Annotated in this window: 17 protein-coding genes; 14 read left to right on the top strand and 3 right to left on the bottom strand. The window is 33.1% G+C overall.

Annotated features, from left to right (window positions below; genetic code table 11):
* Positions 1 to 485 precede the first annotated feature (485 nt).
* Positions 486 to 1,004, top strand: a complete 519-nt coding sequence (locus tag FS935_RS02415) for a DoxX family protein (protein WP_146946320.1) — start codon at positions 486 to 488, stop codon at positions 1,002 to 1,004.
* Positions 1,005 to 1,071: 67 nt separating this feature from the next.
* Here FS935_RS02415 and FS935_RS02410 read toward each other — a convergent pair whose 3' ends face one another.
* From FS935_RS02410 to fdhD, 3 genes are read right to left on the bottom strand one after another with little or no spacing between them, the layout of a single operon-like run.
* Positions 1,072 to 1,299: a group-specific protein gene (locus FS935_RS02410; protein ID WP_146945925.1), complete on the bottom strand. Its 228-nt coding sequence runs from the start codon at positions 1,297 to 1,299 to the stop codon at positions 1,072 to 1,074.
* A 12-nt stretch (positions 1,300 to 1,311) separates the two neighbouring features.
* Positions 1,312 to 2,334, bottom strand: coding sequence for a GTP 3',8-cyclase MoaA (moaA, locus tag FS935_RS02405; RefSeq protein WP_146945924.1), 1,023 nt, complete (start codon positions 2,332 to 2,334; stop codon positions 1,312 to 1,314).
* A 21-nt stretch (positions 2,335 to 2,355) separates the two neighbouring features.
* On the bottom strand, positions 2,356 to 3,150 hold the full coding sequence (fdhD, locus tag FS935_RS02400; protein WP_146945923.1) for a formate dehydrogenase accessory sulfurtransferase FdhD: 795 nt from the start codon (positions 3,148 to 3,150) through the stop codon (positions 2,356 to 2,358).
* A 577-nt stretch (positions 3,151 to 3,727) separates the two neighbouring features.
* On the opposite strand from fdhD, the gene FS935_RS02395 reads away from it, so the two are divergent.
* From FS935_RS02395 to FS935_RS02340, 13 genes are all read left to right on the top strand, one after another.
* Positions 3,728 to 4,999: an L-lactate MFS transporter gene (locus tag FS935_RS02395; protein WP_146945922.1), complete on the top strand. Its 1,272-nt coding sequence runs from the start codon at positions 3,728 to 3,730 to the stop codon at positions 4,997 to 4,999.
* Between the two features lie 72 nt (positions 5,000 to 5,071).
* Positions 5,072 to 5,431 (top strand): Na-translocating system protein MpsC family protein, encoded by a 360-nt coding sequence (locus tag FS935_RS02390; RefSeq protein ID WP_146945921.1) that lies wholly within the window; start codon positions 5,072 to 5,074, stop codon positions 5,429 to 5,431.
* Between the two features lie 330 nt (positions 5,432 to 5,761).
* Positions 5,762 to 8,122, top strand: coding sequence for an FdhF/YdeP family oxidoreductase (locus FS935_RS02385; protein ID WP_146945920.1), 2,361 nt, complete (start codon positions 5,762 to 5,764; stop codon positions 8,120 to 8,122).
* A gap of 225 nt (positions 8,123 to 8,347) precedes the next feature.
* Positions 8,348 to 9,712 (top strand): MFS transporter, encoded by a 1,365-nt coding sequence (locus tag FS935_RS02380; protein ID WP_146945919.1) that lies wholly within the window; start codon positions 8,348 to 8,350, stop codon positions 9,710 to 9,712.
* Between the two features lie 181 nt (positions 9,713 to 9,893).
* Positions 9,894 to 10,094, top strand: coding sequence for a hypothetical protein (locus FS935_RS02375; RefSeq protein WP_146945918.1), 201 nt, complete (start codon positions 9,894 to 9,896; stop codon positions 10,092 to 10,094).
* A gap of 151 nt (positions 10,095 to 10,245) precedes the next feature.
* Positions 10,246 to 11,016, top strand: coding sequence for a DUF4397 domain-containing protein (locus FS935_RS02370; RefSeq protein ID WP_146945917.1), 771 nt, complete (start codon positions 10,246 to 10,248; stop codon positions 11,014 to 11,016).
* 162 nt (positions 11,017 to 11,178) lie between these two features.
* On the top strand, positions 11,179 to 11,418 hold the full coding sequence (locus FS935_RS02365) for a hypothetical protein (RefSeq protein WP_146945916.1): 240 nt from the start codon (positions 11,179 to 11,181) through the stop codon (positions 11,416 to 11,418).
* Positions 11,419 to 11,894: 476 nt separating this feature from the next.
* Complete coding sequence (locus FS935_RS02360; protein WP_146945915.1) at positions 11,895 to 12,605, top strand: response regulator transcription factor; 711 nt, start codon at positions 11,895 to 11,897, stop codon at positions 12,603 to 12,605.
* A complete protein-coding gene (locus FS935_RS02355) occupies positions 12,602 to 14,059 on the top strand; it encodes a HAMP domain-containing sensor histidine kinase (RefSeq protein ID WP_146945914.1) in 1,458 nt (485 codons plus the stop codon). The genes FS935_RS02360 and FS935_RS02355 overlap by 4 nt, the downstream gene beginning before the upstream one ends.
* A gap of 7 nt (positions 14,060 to 14,066) precedes the next feature.
* Positions 14,067 to 15,143 carry a LolA family protein gene (locus tag FS935_RS02350; protein WP_146945913.1) on the top strand — a complete coding sequence of 359 codons (1,077 nt, stop codon included), beginning with the start codon at positions 14,067 to 14,069 and terminating at the stop codon, positions 15,141 to 15,143.
* A gap of 33 nt (positions 15,144 to 15,176) precedes the next feature.
* A complete protein-coding gene (locus FS935_RS02345) occupies positions 15,177 to 16,883 on the top strand; it encodes a M56 family metallopeptidase (RefSeq protein WP_146945912.1) in 1,707 nt (568 codons plus the stop codon).
* Positions 16,884 to 16,910: 27 nt separating this feature from the next.
* Positions 16,911 to 17,063 carry a hypothetical protein gene (locus FS935_RS23315; RefSeq protein ID WP_158638510.1) on the top strand — a complete coding sequence of 51 codons (153 nt, stop codon included), beginning with the start codon at positions 16,911 to 16,913 and terminating at the stop codon, positions 17,061 to 17,063.
* A 166-nt stretch (positions 17,064 to 17,229) separates the two neighbouring features.
* Complete coding sequence (locus FS935_RS02340) at positions 17,230 to 17,436, top strand: hypothetical protein (protein WP_146945911.1); 207 nt, start codon at positions 17,230 to 17,232, stop codon at positions 17,434 to 17,436.
* Positions 17,437 to 17,765: the final 329 nt, after the last annotated feature.

Here is a 17,765-nt window from a genome sequence, read left to right as displayed (position 1 = left end):
ATAATACTGCATTAATCTTTTGCCTAATTGTTCTTAAGAAATAGTGTCTGCAGCGCAATGGGACAAACCTGTTTTTCCTACTTAACTTATTAATAGAAACATTAGCTTAATTTTATGTTTCAGCCTTAATCTTTTTAACTATATGTAAAAAGATATTAAAAGATAGCTGTTATTTCGTAAATTTTGTTATTTTTAGAATACAGATTTGTATAGACAAGAGATAACAAAACTAAAAAGGATCATAAAGGAAATTCTTTATATACGAGAAAATCAGTGAGTTTTATCACAGTAAGAGGATTTTTCTTTTTATTCTGAACAGATTGTGAAGTCTATTGTTACTTTGAAGAAAAAGGTGTAAATTAAATGTATAGAAAGTTAGTGAAAACATTCACAAACTTTCACTTTAAAAGCTAGCTAGCTGATTTCTTCATTTAGTTTCATATGTGAAGTAATTCACAAAAAATCTAAGGAGATGACTGATCATGATGAAAATGATAAAAGGACCGAAAATGGCGATCATATGGACAATATTACGTGTTTGGCTAGGTGTACAATGGCTAAAGGCAGGAATTCCAAAGGTGACAGGGGAATTTGATGCCACAGGTTATTTACAAGGTGCAATAGCAAAAGCAAGTGGTGATCATCCAGCTGTGCAAGGGTGGTATGCAACATTTCTTGAACAATTTGCACTTCCTAATGCTGGATTATTTAATATATTAATTCCTTGGGGAGAGGTATTAGTGGGAGTTGGTTTAATAGTAGGAGCTGCAACATTACCTGCATTAATTGCTGCAGGATTTATGAATCTCAACTTTTTACTTGCTGGAACAGTTAGCACTAATCCAATACTATATACAGCTGCAATTATTCTAATAGGAGTAGGGACAGCGAGCTACTTCTACGGTGTAGATAGAATTCTACTTCCTTATGTAAAAATGAAAATTGAGCAACGACGTGAGAGAAATAAAAATGATCATACTCATAAACATCTACCTGTACACTAAAGGTTAAATAGATAACAAAAAAGGACAGATTAAGCTACTGTCCTTTTTGTTATCTCGAAATAATTATTCATTGAAACAAATCTTCAAGTTTTTTATTACGTATTCTTTTTTCCTCATCTGAAGCTAAGTCATATTTCTTTAATAAATGAAATAGTTCATTTAATTCAGTTTGTTTAAGCGAGGAATTTAAATAGTTTAAACAACTGGTAGCTAATTCTTCAGGTAGATATGCTATTTGTTCTGTTAGCTTTTTCTTAACATCCTCTAAAGAATGATCAATTTTACACGAACTCATTTACCTTCCCCCCTAACCACCGATATGAGACATCTCAATTTTTTTACGAGTTTTAGAAGAATCGCTTCGATCTAAAGAGTAACGATCTTTTCGGTTAAACCAAATTTTTTCGACTAAATCTTTTAGTTGATCATCTGATGCTCCTGATCTAATAGGCTCTCTTAAATCATGTCCTATAGAAGCAAATAAACATGTGTACAACATACCGTTAGCAGAAAGACGAGCTCTATTACATGTAGAACAAAAAGCATCTGAAACAGAAGATATAACCCCGATTTCCTCATGTGATCCACTATAGCGATACCTAGATGCAACTTCACCAGTATAATTAGGATCAATTGCTTCAAGAGGCATCACTTGATGGATATTTTGTATAATCTCTTTTTTGGAATAGACATCCTTTAAATTCCACTTGTTTGTGTTACCAACATCCATGAACTCAATAAAGCGTAATATATGTCCTCTTTCACGGAAATATTTTGCCATCGGAATGATTTCATGTTCGTTCATACCACGTTTTACAACCATATTGATTTTTACTTTTAAACCAGCTTTATCAGCAGCATCTATTCCATCTAATACAGTTTTAACTGAAACATTACGACCATTTATTTCTCCAAATACTTTATCCTGCAAGGAATCTAAGCTTATAGAAACACGTTTTAAGCCAGCAGATTTTAAGTCACTAGCAAATTTGGGTAAAAGTGAGCCGTTTGTTGTCATGGCAATATCTTCTACACCTTCAATTTTATTAATCTTTTCAATGAGATGGGGTAAATCCTTTCTCATTAAAGGCTCTCCACCAGTGATTCTAATCTTTTGTACTCCTAGGGAAGTAACAAAGATTTGCGTTAATCTTTCTATTTCTTCATAAGATAATAGCTGATTTTTCTTTAAAAAAGGATAATCAGGCCCGAAAATTTCAGCTGGCATACAATACGTACATCGAAAATTACATTTATCTGTAACGGAAATTCTTAAATCTCGCAGTGGGCGATTAAAGTAATCATAAACCGCGTTATCTTTTGAATTCAAACCTGTATACCTCCTTTTGTCTTAATCTGCTTTAATCCGCTCAGGATGTGAATACACATTAAATGATTGACCGCGAATAAATCCTACAGCTGTAATGTTCAAATCCTCAGCAAGCTTTATAGCTAGATCAGTAGGAGCAGATTTTGATAATACAATTCCTACACCAATTTTAGCTGCTTTTACTAAAACTTCCGAAGAAATTCTCCCGCTGAATACAATAATCTTATCACGAACAGAAATTTTATTTAAAATACTATATCCATATAATTTATCTAAAGCATTATGTCGTCCAATATCAGTCATACTTACAAGTAGTTCTTCAGCTGTACAAAGTGCAGCATTATGCACACCACCTGTGTCTTTAAAAACAATACTGCTCGATTGCATATCACCCATAAGCTGAATACATTGTTCGGGAGTAATCGTTAATTTTGCAGTTGACGTCTTTGCTGTTTTTACATCATTTTGAAAATAAAATTGTCTACTTTTACCACAACAAGATCCAATAAACCTCTTTGTATATTGTTGTTGATCTGGAGCAATATCAACATGTAAGGTAATATAAGCAAATCCAGTACTTTCGTCAATGTGTAATGATTTAATATCATCATAGAAACGAATGACACCCTCTGATGCTAAGAAACCAATAACCATCTCTTCAAAATGAGTAGGGGTGCAAACCATTGTGGCAAACTCTTGATCATTTACAATAATAGTTAATGGAAATTCTGAAACAATATGATCATCAGTATCGATCAGTTTCCCGTTGACATATTTTATGATTTTACGATTAACACTCATATCCATATTATCCATATCATTCTCACCTGAATTTTTAAGATTACTAAAGTATAAACATATAATGTTTTTTTAAACAAGTAGTAAAGATTAGCTTCTTTACTAAAATCGATTAATAGCATACTAGTTTAATATGATATGCGTTAGCTCCAATTTGGAATAATAGTATATAAAAAAAAATGGATAAACCATGCTACTTTGGGGAGCTTTTGAATGACAGCAATAAGCAGAGGCACATATTTATCAAATCACCTAAATTGATAAAAAATAGCGTAAAGCATCAACGTTAGGGAATAAATAAAAAATTGTTGCGGTAATAAAATTATCATGGTAGTATTTCTTTACAAAGTTCATGATTTTGTAACATCTTGTTCTCGTGGCAGCGAACCTGTCTACGGCTCAGTATGTTGCATTAATGTAAGCGATTAACTGTTGGTCCGATAGTAGCGATACCTGCTTGAAACTAACCGTCAATCACCAAAAATTTGCACAGCTATGTTGCATGTTTTTGGAGGTTGGCGGTTTCTTTGTATTAGGCTCTTTTTAAAAGAAGTAAGAAAACAGCCTTAAATTAAATGAATGAGGAGATGAATTTGTGAAAAAGACAAAAAACCGGTGGTTAATTGCTGCATCTGCAGTAGGGATTCATATCTCCATTGGATCTGTATATGCGTGGAGTAATTTTACAAATCCTTTGATGGAAGAATTCGGATGGACATCACAACAAGTTCAATTAACATTTAGCTTAGCGATCTTATTTCTAGGGTTATCTGCAGCTTTTCTAGGACATTTTGTTGAAAAATATGGTCCAAGAGCAGCAGGGCTTCTAGCAGCAGCATTTTTTGGAGTAGGTGTAATAGGCGCAGGATTTGCTGTTAGCATTGGTTCACTTACACTTCTTTATGCTACATATGGTGTACTTGGAGGAATTGGTCTTGGAGTAGGTTATATTGCTCCGGTTTCTACATTAGTAAAATGGTTTCCAGATCGAAGAGGATTGGCCACTGGTCTCGCCATTATGGGCTTTGGATTTGCAGCAGCCATTAGCAGTCCTGTTATGGAAATCTTAATCAACTCTGTTGGTATAGCTAATACCTTTTATATTTTAGGTGCATCTTATCTTGTTATTATGACCTTATCTTCTTTATACTTAGAAAGGCCACCAGTTAACTGGGTTCCTGAAGGTTTCAATGAAAAAATGAAATCTGGAAAATCAAGAATCAAAGAAGATTTGTCACAGTTAACTGCAAATCAAGCAATTAAAACATCAAGATTCTATTATTTATGGATTATGCTCTTCATTAACGTTACATGTGGAATTGCTATTTTATCAGCAGCTAAACCTCTCGCACAAGAAAGTATTGGACTTTCTACAGCAGAAGCAGCAGCTTTAGTCGGTGTTTTAGGAATCTTTAATGGTCTGGGCCGTATTGGTTGGGCTTCAATTTCAGACTTTATTGGTAGACCAAACACTTATACAACATTCTTTGTTATACAAATCATTTTATTTGCGGTTTTACCACATACACAAGAAGCTATATTATTCCAAGTTATGTTAGCAATTGTTTATACATGCTATGGTGGTGGATTTGCGGCAATTCCAGCCTACATCGGTGATTTATTTGGAACAAAACAGCTTGGTGCAATTCATGGTTATATTTTAACTGCTTGGGCAGCAGCTGGATTAGCAGGACCAATGTTCGCAGCATGGATGAAAGATACAACAGGAAGTTATGCTACTAGCTTAACGTTCTTCGCTGGAATGTTTGTTATTGCACTTGCCGTTTCGATCTTGATACGTCGAGATATCAACAAGTTACGTCAACAAAATGCAACTAAAAATCCTAACAGCACTATGGCAGGCTAATACTCCTTCCAAAACGTTCATAGATGTGGTAGAATACCTCATGCTAACACCTCTAGTAGGTAGGAGGGTATTATGAATAAGTACGAAGCTGAATTTAGTAATATAGTACGATCCTTTCGAAAAAAACATATGGGTAAAGGTCCTAGTAAAATTACAACAACGTTTTGTAAAAATTGGGCAATATGTGAAATGGAAGGTAATTTATCACCAGTAGAAAAATTTATAGCAAGTGCAGATGAAGGGAAACAAGCCCTACGATCTGCTAGAACAGAAATGGTTAAGCAAATGTACAAGAAGCATCCACCAGTTGAAATGGAAGAGTTCTTAGGATGTCATTTTGTAGACCTTTTTGTAGACATTGATATTGATAGAGACTTTGGCATGTCAATATTTGTTTTTGACGAAGATATCCAAGATAAATTTAGTAAATAAATAATTTAGGTATGGCACTTAGTAGCGACCCTGCAAAAGACTAACCACCGTTTCACTCAAATCTAACTAGTTTGGGTAATGACGGTGGTTTTTTCTTTAGTTTTTCATTTTACCTACCTAAGAAGTTTATTTCTACATTGTTTAATGGACCGAGAATAACCATAAATAAAAATACATTAAGTCTAAATTCTAACGAAAAATTAGCTTATTGCTAATTCATTTTAATTACCAATAAGCTAGTTTTTCTTCATTTAACATTGATGTGTTTTCATAATAAGACACATCAGTTAGAGCTTTCTTTCATAGTTTAATAGATAAGGAGTGATTCATATGGGTGAATCAAAACATCAAGGCCCTATAAAAGCAACTAAATCACCACAACCTAAACATTGGGTAAGCCCAATTCCTTTTGGTTTAGGAAAAGTGAAGCCTCAACATTTTCGCGATACGATGAAAATTGCTTGGGATAATAGAGATAATTTAGGATATGCAACACGTATTGTGACCAAAGGTGTTTGTGATGGATGTGCATTAGGCGTTTCAGGCTTATATGATCAAACATTAAAAGGACCTCATATGTGTACAACAAGGTTAAATGTATTACGCTTAAACACAATGCCGGCTTTAAAAGAAGAAATTGTACATGCCGACATTGATGAACTAAGAAAATATAGTAGTACAGAGTTAAGAAAGTTAGGTCGAATTCCATATCCACTTATCCGAAGAAAAGGAGAAAGGAAATTCTCTCGTTTATCTTGGGACGAAGCAATGGATGTGATCGCAGAAAAAATGAAAAAATTAGATCCTAAGCAATATGCTTTTTACTTAACATCACGTGGAATTACAAATGAATCTTACTACGTAGCAGCAAAGGTTTCTCGTTTTCTCGGAACTAATAATATAGATAATGCTTCGCGTATTTGTCATTCACCAAGTAAAACAGCGTTAAAGCGTTCAATTGGTGTTGGAGCCTCTACGGCTAATTATCAAGACTGGTTTGGTACAGATGTACTATTATTTTGGGGAAGTGTAGCATCTAATGCGTCTCCAGTTTCAACTAAATATATGTTAGAAGCAAAAAAACGTGGAGCTAAAATTATTGTAGTTAATCCATATAAAGAGCCAGCAATGGACGAATATTGGATTCCTTCTAATATGGAGTCCGCTTTGTTTGGAACAAAAATTGCAGATGACTTTTATCAGGTAAACATTGGTGGAGATATTGCCTTTATGCACGGCATAATGAAGCATTGGTTTGAAATGGAAGAAAAATCTCACGGCTCTGCTATTAACCATGAATTTGTGCAAGAACATGTTAATGGCTATGAAGAGTTAAAAGCAACCGTTGAACAACAATCATGGGATGAGATTATCAAATCATCTGGTATATCACAGGAAAGAATTGCAGAATTAGCGATTTTACTTGCCAATAGCAAAAATGCTGTATTTGCATGGGCGTTAGGGTTAACGATGCATTCATTTGCTACAGATAATATCTCTCAAGTTGCTAACCTTGCTTTATTAAGAGGATACTTAGGACGTAAAAACAGTGGGCTAATGCCATTTCGCGGACATTCTTCTGTTCAAGGATCTGGAGAAATGGGTGCAGATCCATTTGTGCTTCCTGGTGGAGGATTTGATGCAGAAAATGTAGAGCGGATTGAAAGAATTTGGGGATTTGATCTTCCAAAGTGGCAAGGAGATATTGTAGGAGTTACTCTTGAAAATATCGTTCTTCCAGAAGATCATGAGCGAAAAATTAAGATGTACTATTTATCTGGAGGTAACTTCTTAGAAACAATGCCAGATCCTGACTTTGTGGAAAAAGCATTGTCAGAGCTAGATATTCGTGTGCATCAGGATATTATCTTTAATACATCAACATTAGTTGACGCAAAAGAAGCTGTTATTGTGTTACCAGCGAAAACTCGCTATGAACAAGATGGTGGCGGAACATCTACATCAACAGAACGAATGGTGTATTTCTCGCCTGAAATTGAAGGCAATAAAAACTATATTGAAGAAGCTCGATCAGAATGGAAAATTTATATTGATCTTGCTAAACGTGTAAAACCAGATACTGCTCATTTAGTAGACTTTAAAACTGGTCAGGAAATTCGCGATGAAATTGCAGTTGCAAACAGAGATTATGATGGGGTTCAACATTTAAAAAAGCAAGGTGATGTGTTCCAATGGGGTGGTGCATGGCTATGTGAAGGTGGAGTTTGTCCAACACCAGATGGAAGAGGTAACCTAATTTCAGTTGAAATTCCTGATTTGAATAGAAAAGAAGGACAGTTCATTGTCACTTCAAGACGTGGTAAGCAATTTAACTCAATGGTCTACAAGGAAGTTGATCCATTTAATGGAGCTGAACGATATGATGTCTTAATGAATGCAGAAGATGCAAAACGTCTAAGCATTGCAGATGGAGAAGGTATTGTTGTTTATAACGGCTTTGGTGTGTTCCAAGGAAAAGCAAAATTTGTTGATATTGCCATAGGTAATGTAGAGGTTCATTTCCCAGAAGGAAACTTCTTGTTACCAAGAGGAAGATATGAAAAATTTGCAGGTATACCAGATTATAATATTACAGCAACAGTTGAAAAAGCAGATCGTTTTAATGCACGTAAAGATGTTCAGTATCAAGAGAAAGTAATTGAAGATTTAGAGGTTAATGCACCAGTTTAAATAATGGTTACCTTTTAAAGTTAGTAAATATATAGTAAGAGCCTGCATAATATCACTTTATGCAGGCTTTTACTTTTAAAAATATCGGAGGGTGGTGCCTTCAAATATGTTAAAATTCGTGAAGATAACTGTTTTTCGAGACTCGAAGCATTTTGCTTTTCTTTCTAACAGAATAAGGATTATGATATAGAAAGTAATTATTTAAGAAAGAAATAAGGTGATGGTATTTCAACTTTATCAATTAATGCAAAGCAACAAAATGAAGCTATACAAGAAAACAAGGTTGTATTATTTTGGAGTTTTACTGTTTGGCTTGTGGTTATGAATACTACAATGTTTAATGTGGCTTTACCAAGTGTATTACAAGATCTTTCCTTGGATTCAGCCACTGCCTCTTGGATCGTTTCTGGATACTCAATCGTTTTTGCAATTTCAACTTTAACATTTAGTAGATTATCTGATTATCTTCCAATTTCAAAGCTACTCTTGATAGGATTGTCTATTTTGGGAATTGCCTCAATTATTGGTTTCTTTTCTACTAATTTCACTTTGTTACTTACTTCTCGTGTATTACAAGCAGCAGGTGCTGGTTCAGTTCCTGGTTTAGCAATGGTTTTAGCAAGCAGGTACATTCCAGTTGCCCGCAGAGGGAAGGCAATGGCCTTAATTGCTTCAGCATCTTCATTAGGATTTGGACTAGGACCTGTAATTGGTGGGGCAATTACGCAATATTTAGGCTGGAACTACTTATTTGCCATAACAGGGCTAGTTGTTTTACTTATCCCAATTTTTCAAAGGTTATTACCAAAGGAAGATGTGCAAATTGTAAAATTTGATACGTTTGGTGGTATTTTAACAGCGTTAACTGTAACAGGCCTTTTATTATTTTTATCTAGTTTTAATTATATTATTTTATTAAGTAGCTTAATTTGTATGGTTGTAATGTGGAAGCATATCCATAAAGTTGAAATTCCCTTTATTCAACCTAAATTACTTAAAAATAAGAAATACCTTAAATTACTTTTCATTGGATTCACTGCTTTTGTTAGTCATTTTGCAGCATTATTTCTTATGCCGATTATATTGACCACTGTATTTAAGAAAGACCCTGCAGAGGTAGGTATGATTATATTTCCTGGTGCAATTTTGTCAGCTATTGCTGCTCAATTCATTGGGCGCTTAATTGATCGCTTTGGCAACAAGCCGTTAATTTTATTTGGTCAATTATTTTTATTGATTAGCACAATTTTATTTGCGTTTTTCTCAACTGTATCTCCATACTTTATCTTGTTTACTTATATGTTTATGAGTACGGGATTTTCTGCACTTACCTCAAGTGTAGCAAATGAAGTTTCTAGGATTTTACCTAAAGATGATATAGGTACTGGAATGGGAATGGCTCAGCTCATTCAATTTTTTGGAGGGGCCTTTGGTGTTACCTTAACAGGAATTATGATTACTCTTCAGCAGGAGTTAGTAGAAACAGTTATTTACCGAAACATTTTCTTAGGTTTAATAGTCTTAGTTGTAGTAGCAATTGTCAATTTTAGTTTTTATGTAAAAAATGGCTATGTTAAAGCTCAATCTTGATTATTAGCACCATGTTATTTGAAAAAGAAGGCATAAAACTCCTTCGTAACCGAAATCAACAAGGAAGTTAAAAAATAATGTTCATCTCACTTAAAATAGGAGATAATCCTGTCACACTCGTCCACACATCTGTTTTTCATCCACATAGGATATAGAAACAGATGGAAAGGAGTGATTGTAGATGTCAGAGCAAAGAAGAAGACCCGTTATTAATGCAGAGCGTGTAATCATTAATGCAGAAGAGGTCATTATTATTGAAGCAAACGATAAAAGACGTCATCGTAGAGAAGATGTTGCTGGAATCGAAGATAGAAGAAAGAACTATGATGATGATAATGTATTAGGTGTAGAGGATAATCGAAAAAGACGTTTTCCCTGGTAATTTGATAGAATATTAGGTAGTGGTCAGACCCTTAATTGGATCTGACCACTTTTTTTGCTTAAAAACTGTATATATATTTGTATGTAAATTGGAAACAAATCGGGCGTTTTACATATGTTATTGTGTTGGAAATTTTATATGAGGTGATATTATGCATATTAATAATGAAGATTCGCTTGTGTTGAGTGCAGCTAAAAATGAAATGCTAGCCAATTTTTATAAATACTCAAACCCTACTTTATCAATGATGTATTATCAAAAGCATTTAATGTGTATTCAACAATTAGCAGCATATGATTATCAAAGTTACCATGCTAATCAAGCGTACACAAGAGCTGGTGAGCAAAAATCTTTTGTAAGAGTACTCCATACATCGCCAGACGCACCTGCTGTTGATGTTTATGTAAATGGTCAAAAAGCGGTAAGTGATTTAACATTTAAAGAAACAACAGATTACTTACGATTATCGCCAGGACAGTACACAATAGAGGTATATCCTGCAGGTGACATGTCACAACCAGTTTTACGAGAAAGAGTTGCACTAACAAGAAACACATACTATACAGCAGCTGCCACTGGAAAGTTAGCTAATATCATGCTTACTGTATTTGTAGATAAACCATATGTTAATCCTAACCAAAGTAAAGTAAGAGTTATTCATTTATCACCTGATGCACCTAATGTGGACATTGCTGTAAAAGATGGCGATGTATTGTTCAAAAATATTCCATTTGGTAAAGCAACAGATTATCTTACTTTGTCTCCAATGACGGTTAATTTAGAGGTTAGAATTGCTGGAACTAATAATGTTGTATTATCGATTCCTCAAGTACAGCTTCAAGCAGGTAAAACCTATACAGCTGTTGCAGTGGGGTTAGCAAATGGTATGCCAGCATTAGATGCTGTCTTTTTAATGTCTTAAATAAAAAGGGAAAGTTACTTCGTGACTTTTCCTTTTTTATCAATGTTGTATCTTTATAATGTTTAAATAGAAATCTTACGCTTAATTTGAAAATTTATATATACAACTAAATTTGAATCATGCTTACTTTCAAAATAGTATCTCGAAAAGGAGGTGAAAGTTGTGAAAACATTATTCATTGTCTTAATAATTATATATGTTTTATTAACACTACTAAACAAGTCTAAAGAAAAACGTAAATTATTTCAGGTTTATTCTATTAAGAATTTTTCCCAATTAAATCATCATGATTCGGTAGACAGGGAGAGTTTAATCCATAAAGTGAATGAATTTTTTAAGGGTAATCAATACCAAATGGATGACCAATTAAATGATAAAATAGGTGATGATTCTGACGAGTAAAATTCTCCTGTTTTTAAGTTTTTGCTAAAAAGCATATATAATTGATTGATGAAAGATAGACACTTTCTACAACAAAATGAATTAATAAAAAAAATTTATTAATTCAATATAAAGACTGATATAAGGAGGGATTCATGGTAAAATAAAAAAGTTCTTATATATATCAGGGGGTAAAAGATGGACGCAGCAGTTAAAAGATACATAGAATTATATCTTCATTTTTCAGAGGACTTAGGGCGATTCTTAACAAAAAAAGAGCAGGATTTCATAAAGTGGTTAGTTATTAACGAATAAATACATAGAACACATGAAGAAAGGTTAACAATTTTAATGTTAGCCTTTTTTTATTTGTTAAAAATTCCCATAAAATAATCCAATAGCAAAAATATTCATAATAAAAATCAAATTATAAAGAGTTTATAAAGAAAATAATGGTATTGTTTTTCTTAGATATAATTGTAGTGAAAGAGGGGTTAATGTTGAGTAATGAATCCATATTATTAGTAGAAGATGATCAAGAGATTGCTAGAATTGTTTGTGATCATCTTAGAAAAGAAGGCTACCATATTACTTGGGCATCAACAGGTAAAGAAGGATGGGAAGATTTCAAGCTTAACACTTTTCAGTTAGTACTGGTTGATTTGATGCTTCCCGAAATGGATGGATTAACGCTTTGTAAAAAAATACGATTAGAAAGTGAAATCCCATTACTTATTATTAGTGCTAGACATGAGGATGAAACTAAAATCAAAGGATTAGATTTTGGGGCAGATGATTATTTAACAAAGCCATTTAGTCTTGAAGAACTAAGTGCAAGGTTAAGCTCACATTTAAGAAGGTATCGAAGGTATTTGAGAAAAGATGATCAAAATGCGAACTCGAAATATGCTCATGGATTGCAAATTGATTTTCTGAAAAAAGTAACGTACGTAAATGATGAACCTATCTTGCTAACGACGAAGGAATGGGAATTGCTGCTGATACTAGCTAAAAATCCTTTTCAAACTTTTTCTAAATCAGAGCTATATGAACATATTTGGCAACAAGAGGATATGGAAGGCAACAATACGATTACAGTTCACATTAAAAGCTTGCGAACAAAGCTACATGATGTAAGTCGTTCAGCTAAGTATATACAAACTGTTTGGGGAATTGGCTATCGGTTTATTGGTGAGGAGATTATATGAAAATAAAATATTGGTTGATGATAAGCTTTCTAATTGTCATGCTTTTACCAATCATCACATTATATCTGCTTTATAGTAGTCTTAGCAGTTATGATGAAGAACAGGACTTTGTAGAATACATGAGTGTATATAATCAAACAAATCATATTGAAGCTAAGCTACAAAATCCAGATTTGTATACCTTTCAGCCTAAGGGAAAATATAAAAGCATAGATAGTTTAGTAAGTAATAAGATTAAGATTGTCCTTTATCGATATGACGGAACAATTCTTTACTCTTCAATAGAGGATCCATCATCAACAATGATGTATCAAAACAACCTTAACACTTTATACCAAGATTTAAACGAAATACAAAAAAAACACAAATCCTATGTAATCAAAAAACCAACTTTGCAAGAAGGGAAAATCATTGGGTTTTATGAAATAACGGTAGCCAGGGAGCAATGGGTAGAAGGTTTTAATGAACGCACTATATTTTTATTTAGCGTAGTTGGTAGTTTTTTTCTTCTATTATATATAACGGTTGTTCTTTTATTAAATCGTAAATTAAACAAACCTTTATCTATTTTACAGTATCAAATGAGAGCTTTCGCTAATGGCACGAATATAGAAAATTCGTATCCTTATAGAAAAGATGAAATTGGTAATTTATTTATCCACTTTGATCAAATGAAAAAGCAAATCGAAGAAACAAGACTTGAGCTTGATAAACAGCAAAAGGAAAAAGAATTTATAGTAGCTGCTCTTTCACATGATTTAAAAACACCACTCACTGTAGTTCAGGCTTATACAGAGGCACTAAATCAAGATACAACGCTAACACAGGAAGAAAAACGAGATTATAAAACGATTCTGTTTGATAAATTAAATTATATGAGACAAATGCTAGATGATTTAGCAATATATGCTGTACTTCAATCAACACAAGAAAAGATCGAACTAATTCATGTTGAGGGACAAGAATTTTTTGAAATGCTTGTTTCTAGTTATGAAGAACCATGTGCTAAAGGAAATCTTCAATTACACGTTCAACAGGAAGTAGAAGGTAATTATAGAGTAAATGTTAAACAAATGATTAGAATTGTTGATAACTTAATGACAAATGCGATCCGTCATACTGATAACGGACAATCAATCTGGCTTGCTGTGCTGTCAAAAAGAACAACTATTCCAAATTGGGTGTTTTCACCATTTTCAAAAGAACTAGATTTATGGAGGAAGGATGGAACCTTAATTCTTGTCCAAAATGAAGGGGATGAAATACCAGAGGACCTTCTAGAAACTGTTTTTGAACCATTTAAGCAGGTTGAAGGAGCTAGGGGACTTGGAGGAAGTAGTGGTTTAGGATTAAGTATAACGAAAATGTTAATTGAAAAACATGATGGGAAAATTAGATTATGGTCAAAAGAAGATTATGGAACATTAGTAGCATGCTGGATTAAGGAAGGATGAGTAAAATATGAAACTGAGAAAATTATTAATTGGAACAACAATTATATCTCAAATCGTTTTTTTAGGAGGCTGTTCAGAAGAGGCTGCAGCATCTTCAGGAGAAATTGTTCTTAATGTACTTGAAGCAGGGAAAGAAGTAACAGAATATTATGGAAAAGCTACGATTAAGATGTATTCAGAAGATGAAGAAACTGAACAAATAGAAATTGAAGAATTTGTAGCAAAAAATGGTCAAAGAAAAGTAATTACAACAGATTTGAACAATAATCATCAATCATTTGCCTATAATACTGGTGATGAGTTAATTACATTTGATGAAAGTACACAACAAGCTATAAAAATTGATCTAGAAGGTGAAGATCTACCAACAAGTAATACGCAAAAAGAACAACTTATAAATTTATTAGATGGAATGAAGAAAACTCATAGCTATGAGGTTGTTGGTGAAGAAACAATAAGTGGAATTAATACGTATCATTTAAAAGCTACACATAAAACTGAAGATTCAATTCTTGGAACAATGGAATTTTGGGTTGATAAAAAAACTTGGTTTATGATGAAAACAGTTACGACTACTGCTGATATCACGTCAGAAATTGTTTACAAAAAAGTAGATTTTTCTCCAGACTTTTCAACGACAACCTTTGAAGTTACATTGCCAGAAGGAATTGAAGCAGTTCCGGTAGATACAGAATTTAATAGTCAAAAAGGTACATTTAAAGAAGCTGAAAAAGCAGTAGGAAAAACGATCCTTGCATTTTCTGACGATAAAGTAAAGATAGAATCAATTGATTGGCAAGAGATAGGTGGAGAGATCAATAGAACAGAAGTAAATATGATGTATGTAGATAAAGACAATTCTACTCCTGTTTTTTTAGTATCAGTATTCCCAACTCCAACAGGTGAAGGAATGGACATTCAAAAATCAAAATGGATGGTTCGTGGTCATCATGCAGAATATATGGAGGAAATTAGAGCAATTAGCTGGGATGAAGATGGACTAAGATATAATGTGATGATCAATAATCCAGATCTAAGCATTGAAGAAGTTATAAAATGGTCAGAGGATATGGATTATCAGTAAATTGACTTTGTTAGTGAGAAGGCAGGTGTGATCATGATTCCAAGTTTAATAGAAGTGATTGTGTATATATTAATTGGTTGTTTTATCCAACTAAGTGGGGCTTTAATAGGGAAATATTATAAAAAGCTTGGTATAGCAACAGAACTTTTTCTAGGTATTAGTGCAATAGGATATGTGTTTTACGCACATCCCTTTTTAAATAGCTTTATTTATCTAGCACTTCTTTCTAGTAGTTATTTTACCTTGATCACCCTTACTTCCGGGCGAAAAAAATATGAAGAAATAATAATAGAGATTAATAATTTACAGGTAGAAGAAATTGAATTACAGAGAGATTTAAGAAGGATTTTATTAGATATAACAATATCACTTATGGTTTTCTTTTTCGCTATATTATTTTTAGTGCTAGGACCTAATGAGAGCCCGTTAAAATTTTTTATTATAATAAGTCTTTTCACAGTCATTGCTGAAATGGTGAAACGAGTTTTCACATACTTTCAGGTAAGGGTATTTTATGAACAGCAAAACAATACACTTTTTATTGTATCGAAATATGACTCAAGAAGATTTACTCTGGAAGACTGTACACTTGCTCAAGTAGAGTCTACAGTTGATGTTTTAAAATTGCATCCTTTTTTAACTCTATTTATGACAAATACTGATTTTACAACGAGCTTACATAAAGTTTTAAAATTAACATTACCAGGGGCAACAATTTATCTATCAATTAAAGAACTAAACAAATTTAAAGATATATTAAAAGAAAATAGTCAGCTAGAAGAGCATGAACAAATCAAGGTTCTCCCTTTTTATCATAAAAAGAATATAAAAAGGCTATCAGGTAAGCTTTATTTTGCTGCAACTGTTAAGGGTGTTTCTGCTTATTCTGGAGTATTATTGCTTTTGTATTATTTGAAAGCTCCACCTTTGTTAATGATAGCGGTTGTTTTACTATATTGGCTGTTAAATTTATATATATCTGATCGTGTGTTAAAGGTTGCGATGGATGCAAAAAAACTTGATAATCATGAAATAATTGATTTAGCAAATAAGATGTGTAAACGTGCGGGAGTTAAAAATGTTGAAATCTATGAAGCAGAATCATTAGAGTTTAACGGGCTTGCAACAGGAATGAATATAGGTAGAGCGATGATCACCTTTACATCTTCAACATTGAAACTACCGTTACATGTTATTGAAGGAATTCTTGCTCATGAACTCATTCATGTGAAAAAAAGGGATGTAATGTGGGGACAAATTTGGCGCGCAGTATATCTATCAATGCTTCTTATATTTGTTTTGACTATTCAAAAACATGTTACAAATATTGATGATTATAAAATACCATTGTTTTTTGCAATTTGGTTTATGATGATATTTTATCCGATTTATCAGTCATTCTTTTTACAATGGATGGAGGTAAGAGCAGATCATTTGGCTTCTACATTAGTAGATAATGGAAACGCACAGATGGCTGAAAGTCTAAGAATCCTCTCAATCGAACAGGATAAAGCACTTAATAAATCGATTTCTTATCGTTTATCAGGTGCAGAAGAGAAAAAGGAAGCTTCTTCATTGGAACGTGATAGTTGGCTGTGGCGTTTTATAGAATTTCAATTTATGGCTCATCCTCCAATGTATTGGCGTGTTCAATCTTTAATAAAAAATGATGAAGGATGGGGGAAATTGATACTAAAACGTTGGGCTACTGATCGTATAAAAGAGTCTTTTACAAAATAACCATATAGTGATAGAGGGGGTGTAGTAATGTTTGCAAAAATCTTCTTTATTATTGGTGTATGCTTATTTCCTATTGGTATTTATCTTACTTCTCTTTCAATTATAGGTTTGCTTTTAAGTATAATAAGTGGATTGTTTATCTTCTTTAGTGCACCGTTGCTATCGTCTAGTGTGGATTGACTTAAGATAAAAAAGGTGTGTAAGAGAATATCTTTTTAAAAGGCTCTTTTCGTAAACATTGTTGCTATTAGAACAATGTGAGGATTTATTTACTTTTTATGGTATTGTATATCAAAGGCTTTTACAGTTTAAGGTGTAGATAATTTAATTTCTGGAGGTGGGTTTTATGGACTTTTTGTCTTGGTATGATTGGATAACTCCAACTAATCCTTTTGCGTCTATATTTTTTGGTATTATATTTACGATTATTGGAGGTATAACAGTTTGGGTGAACACTAAGCGATTAAAAACAGTGTTAGTTACTGCTATTACAGGAATTGCCGTAACTGGAATTGGAGTTGCAATTTTAAACACAATTGGGTTTTATGCTTGAAAAAAGAAGTATCCCAACGAACTCAGCGGTTCTTCAATTGAAGGACTGTGTCCGAAAAATAAGCATAGATGTCTTTAATCATTGAGAAACCGCCTCCTGAAAGAGTATTTTATCACCTCTTAGTAGGATGGTCAAAATAGCCACAAACAATGAAAGAGCCTTTTTAAAAAATCTCCGATGATGGAGGTTTTTTTGTTAAGTCTGTAAAAATATTTGGTTTACATTGCGATTTTTTAATTGGCTTATGATTTACCAATTCTGTGGTTTAGCTACAACCTCGAACCTAATACATGAACATAGATACAGAAACAAACAGCAACTTTCATTTT

Origin of the sequence: Metabacillus litoralis (genome assembly GCF_007994985.1) — a bacterium.
Classification (GTDB): domain Bacteria; phylum Bacillota; class Bacilli; order Bacillales; family Bacillaceae; genus Metabacillus; species Metabacillus litoralis.
Note: the sequence above shows the minus strand (reverse complement) of the source record. Positions and strands in the feature narration are given on the sequence as shown.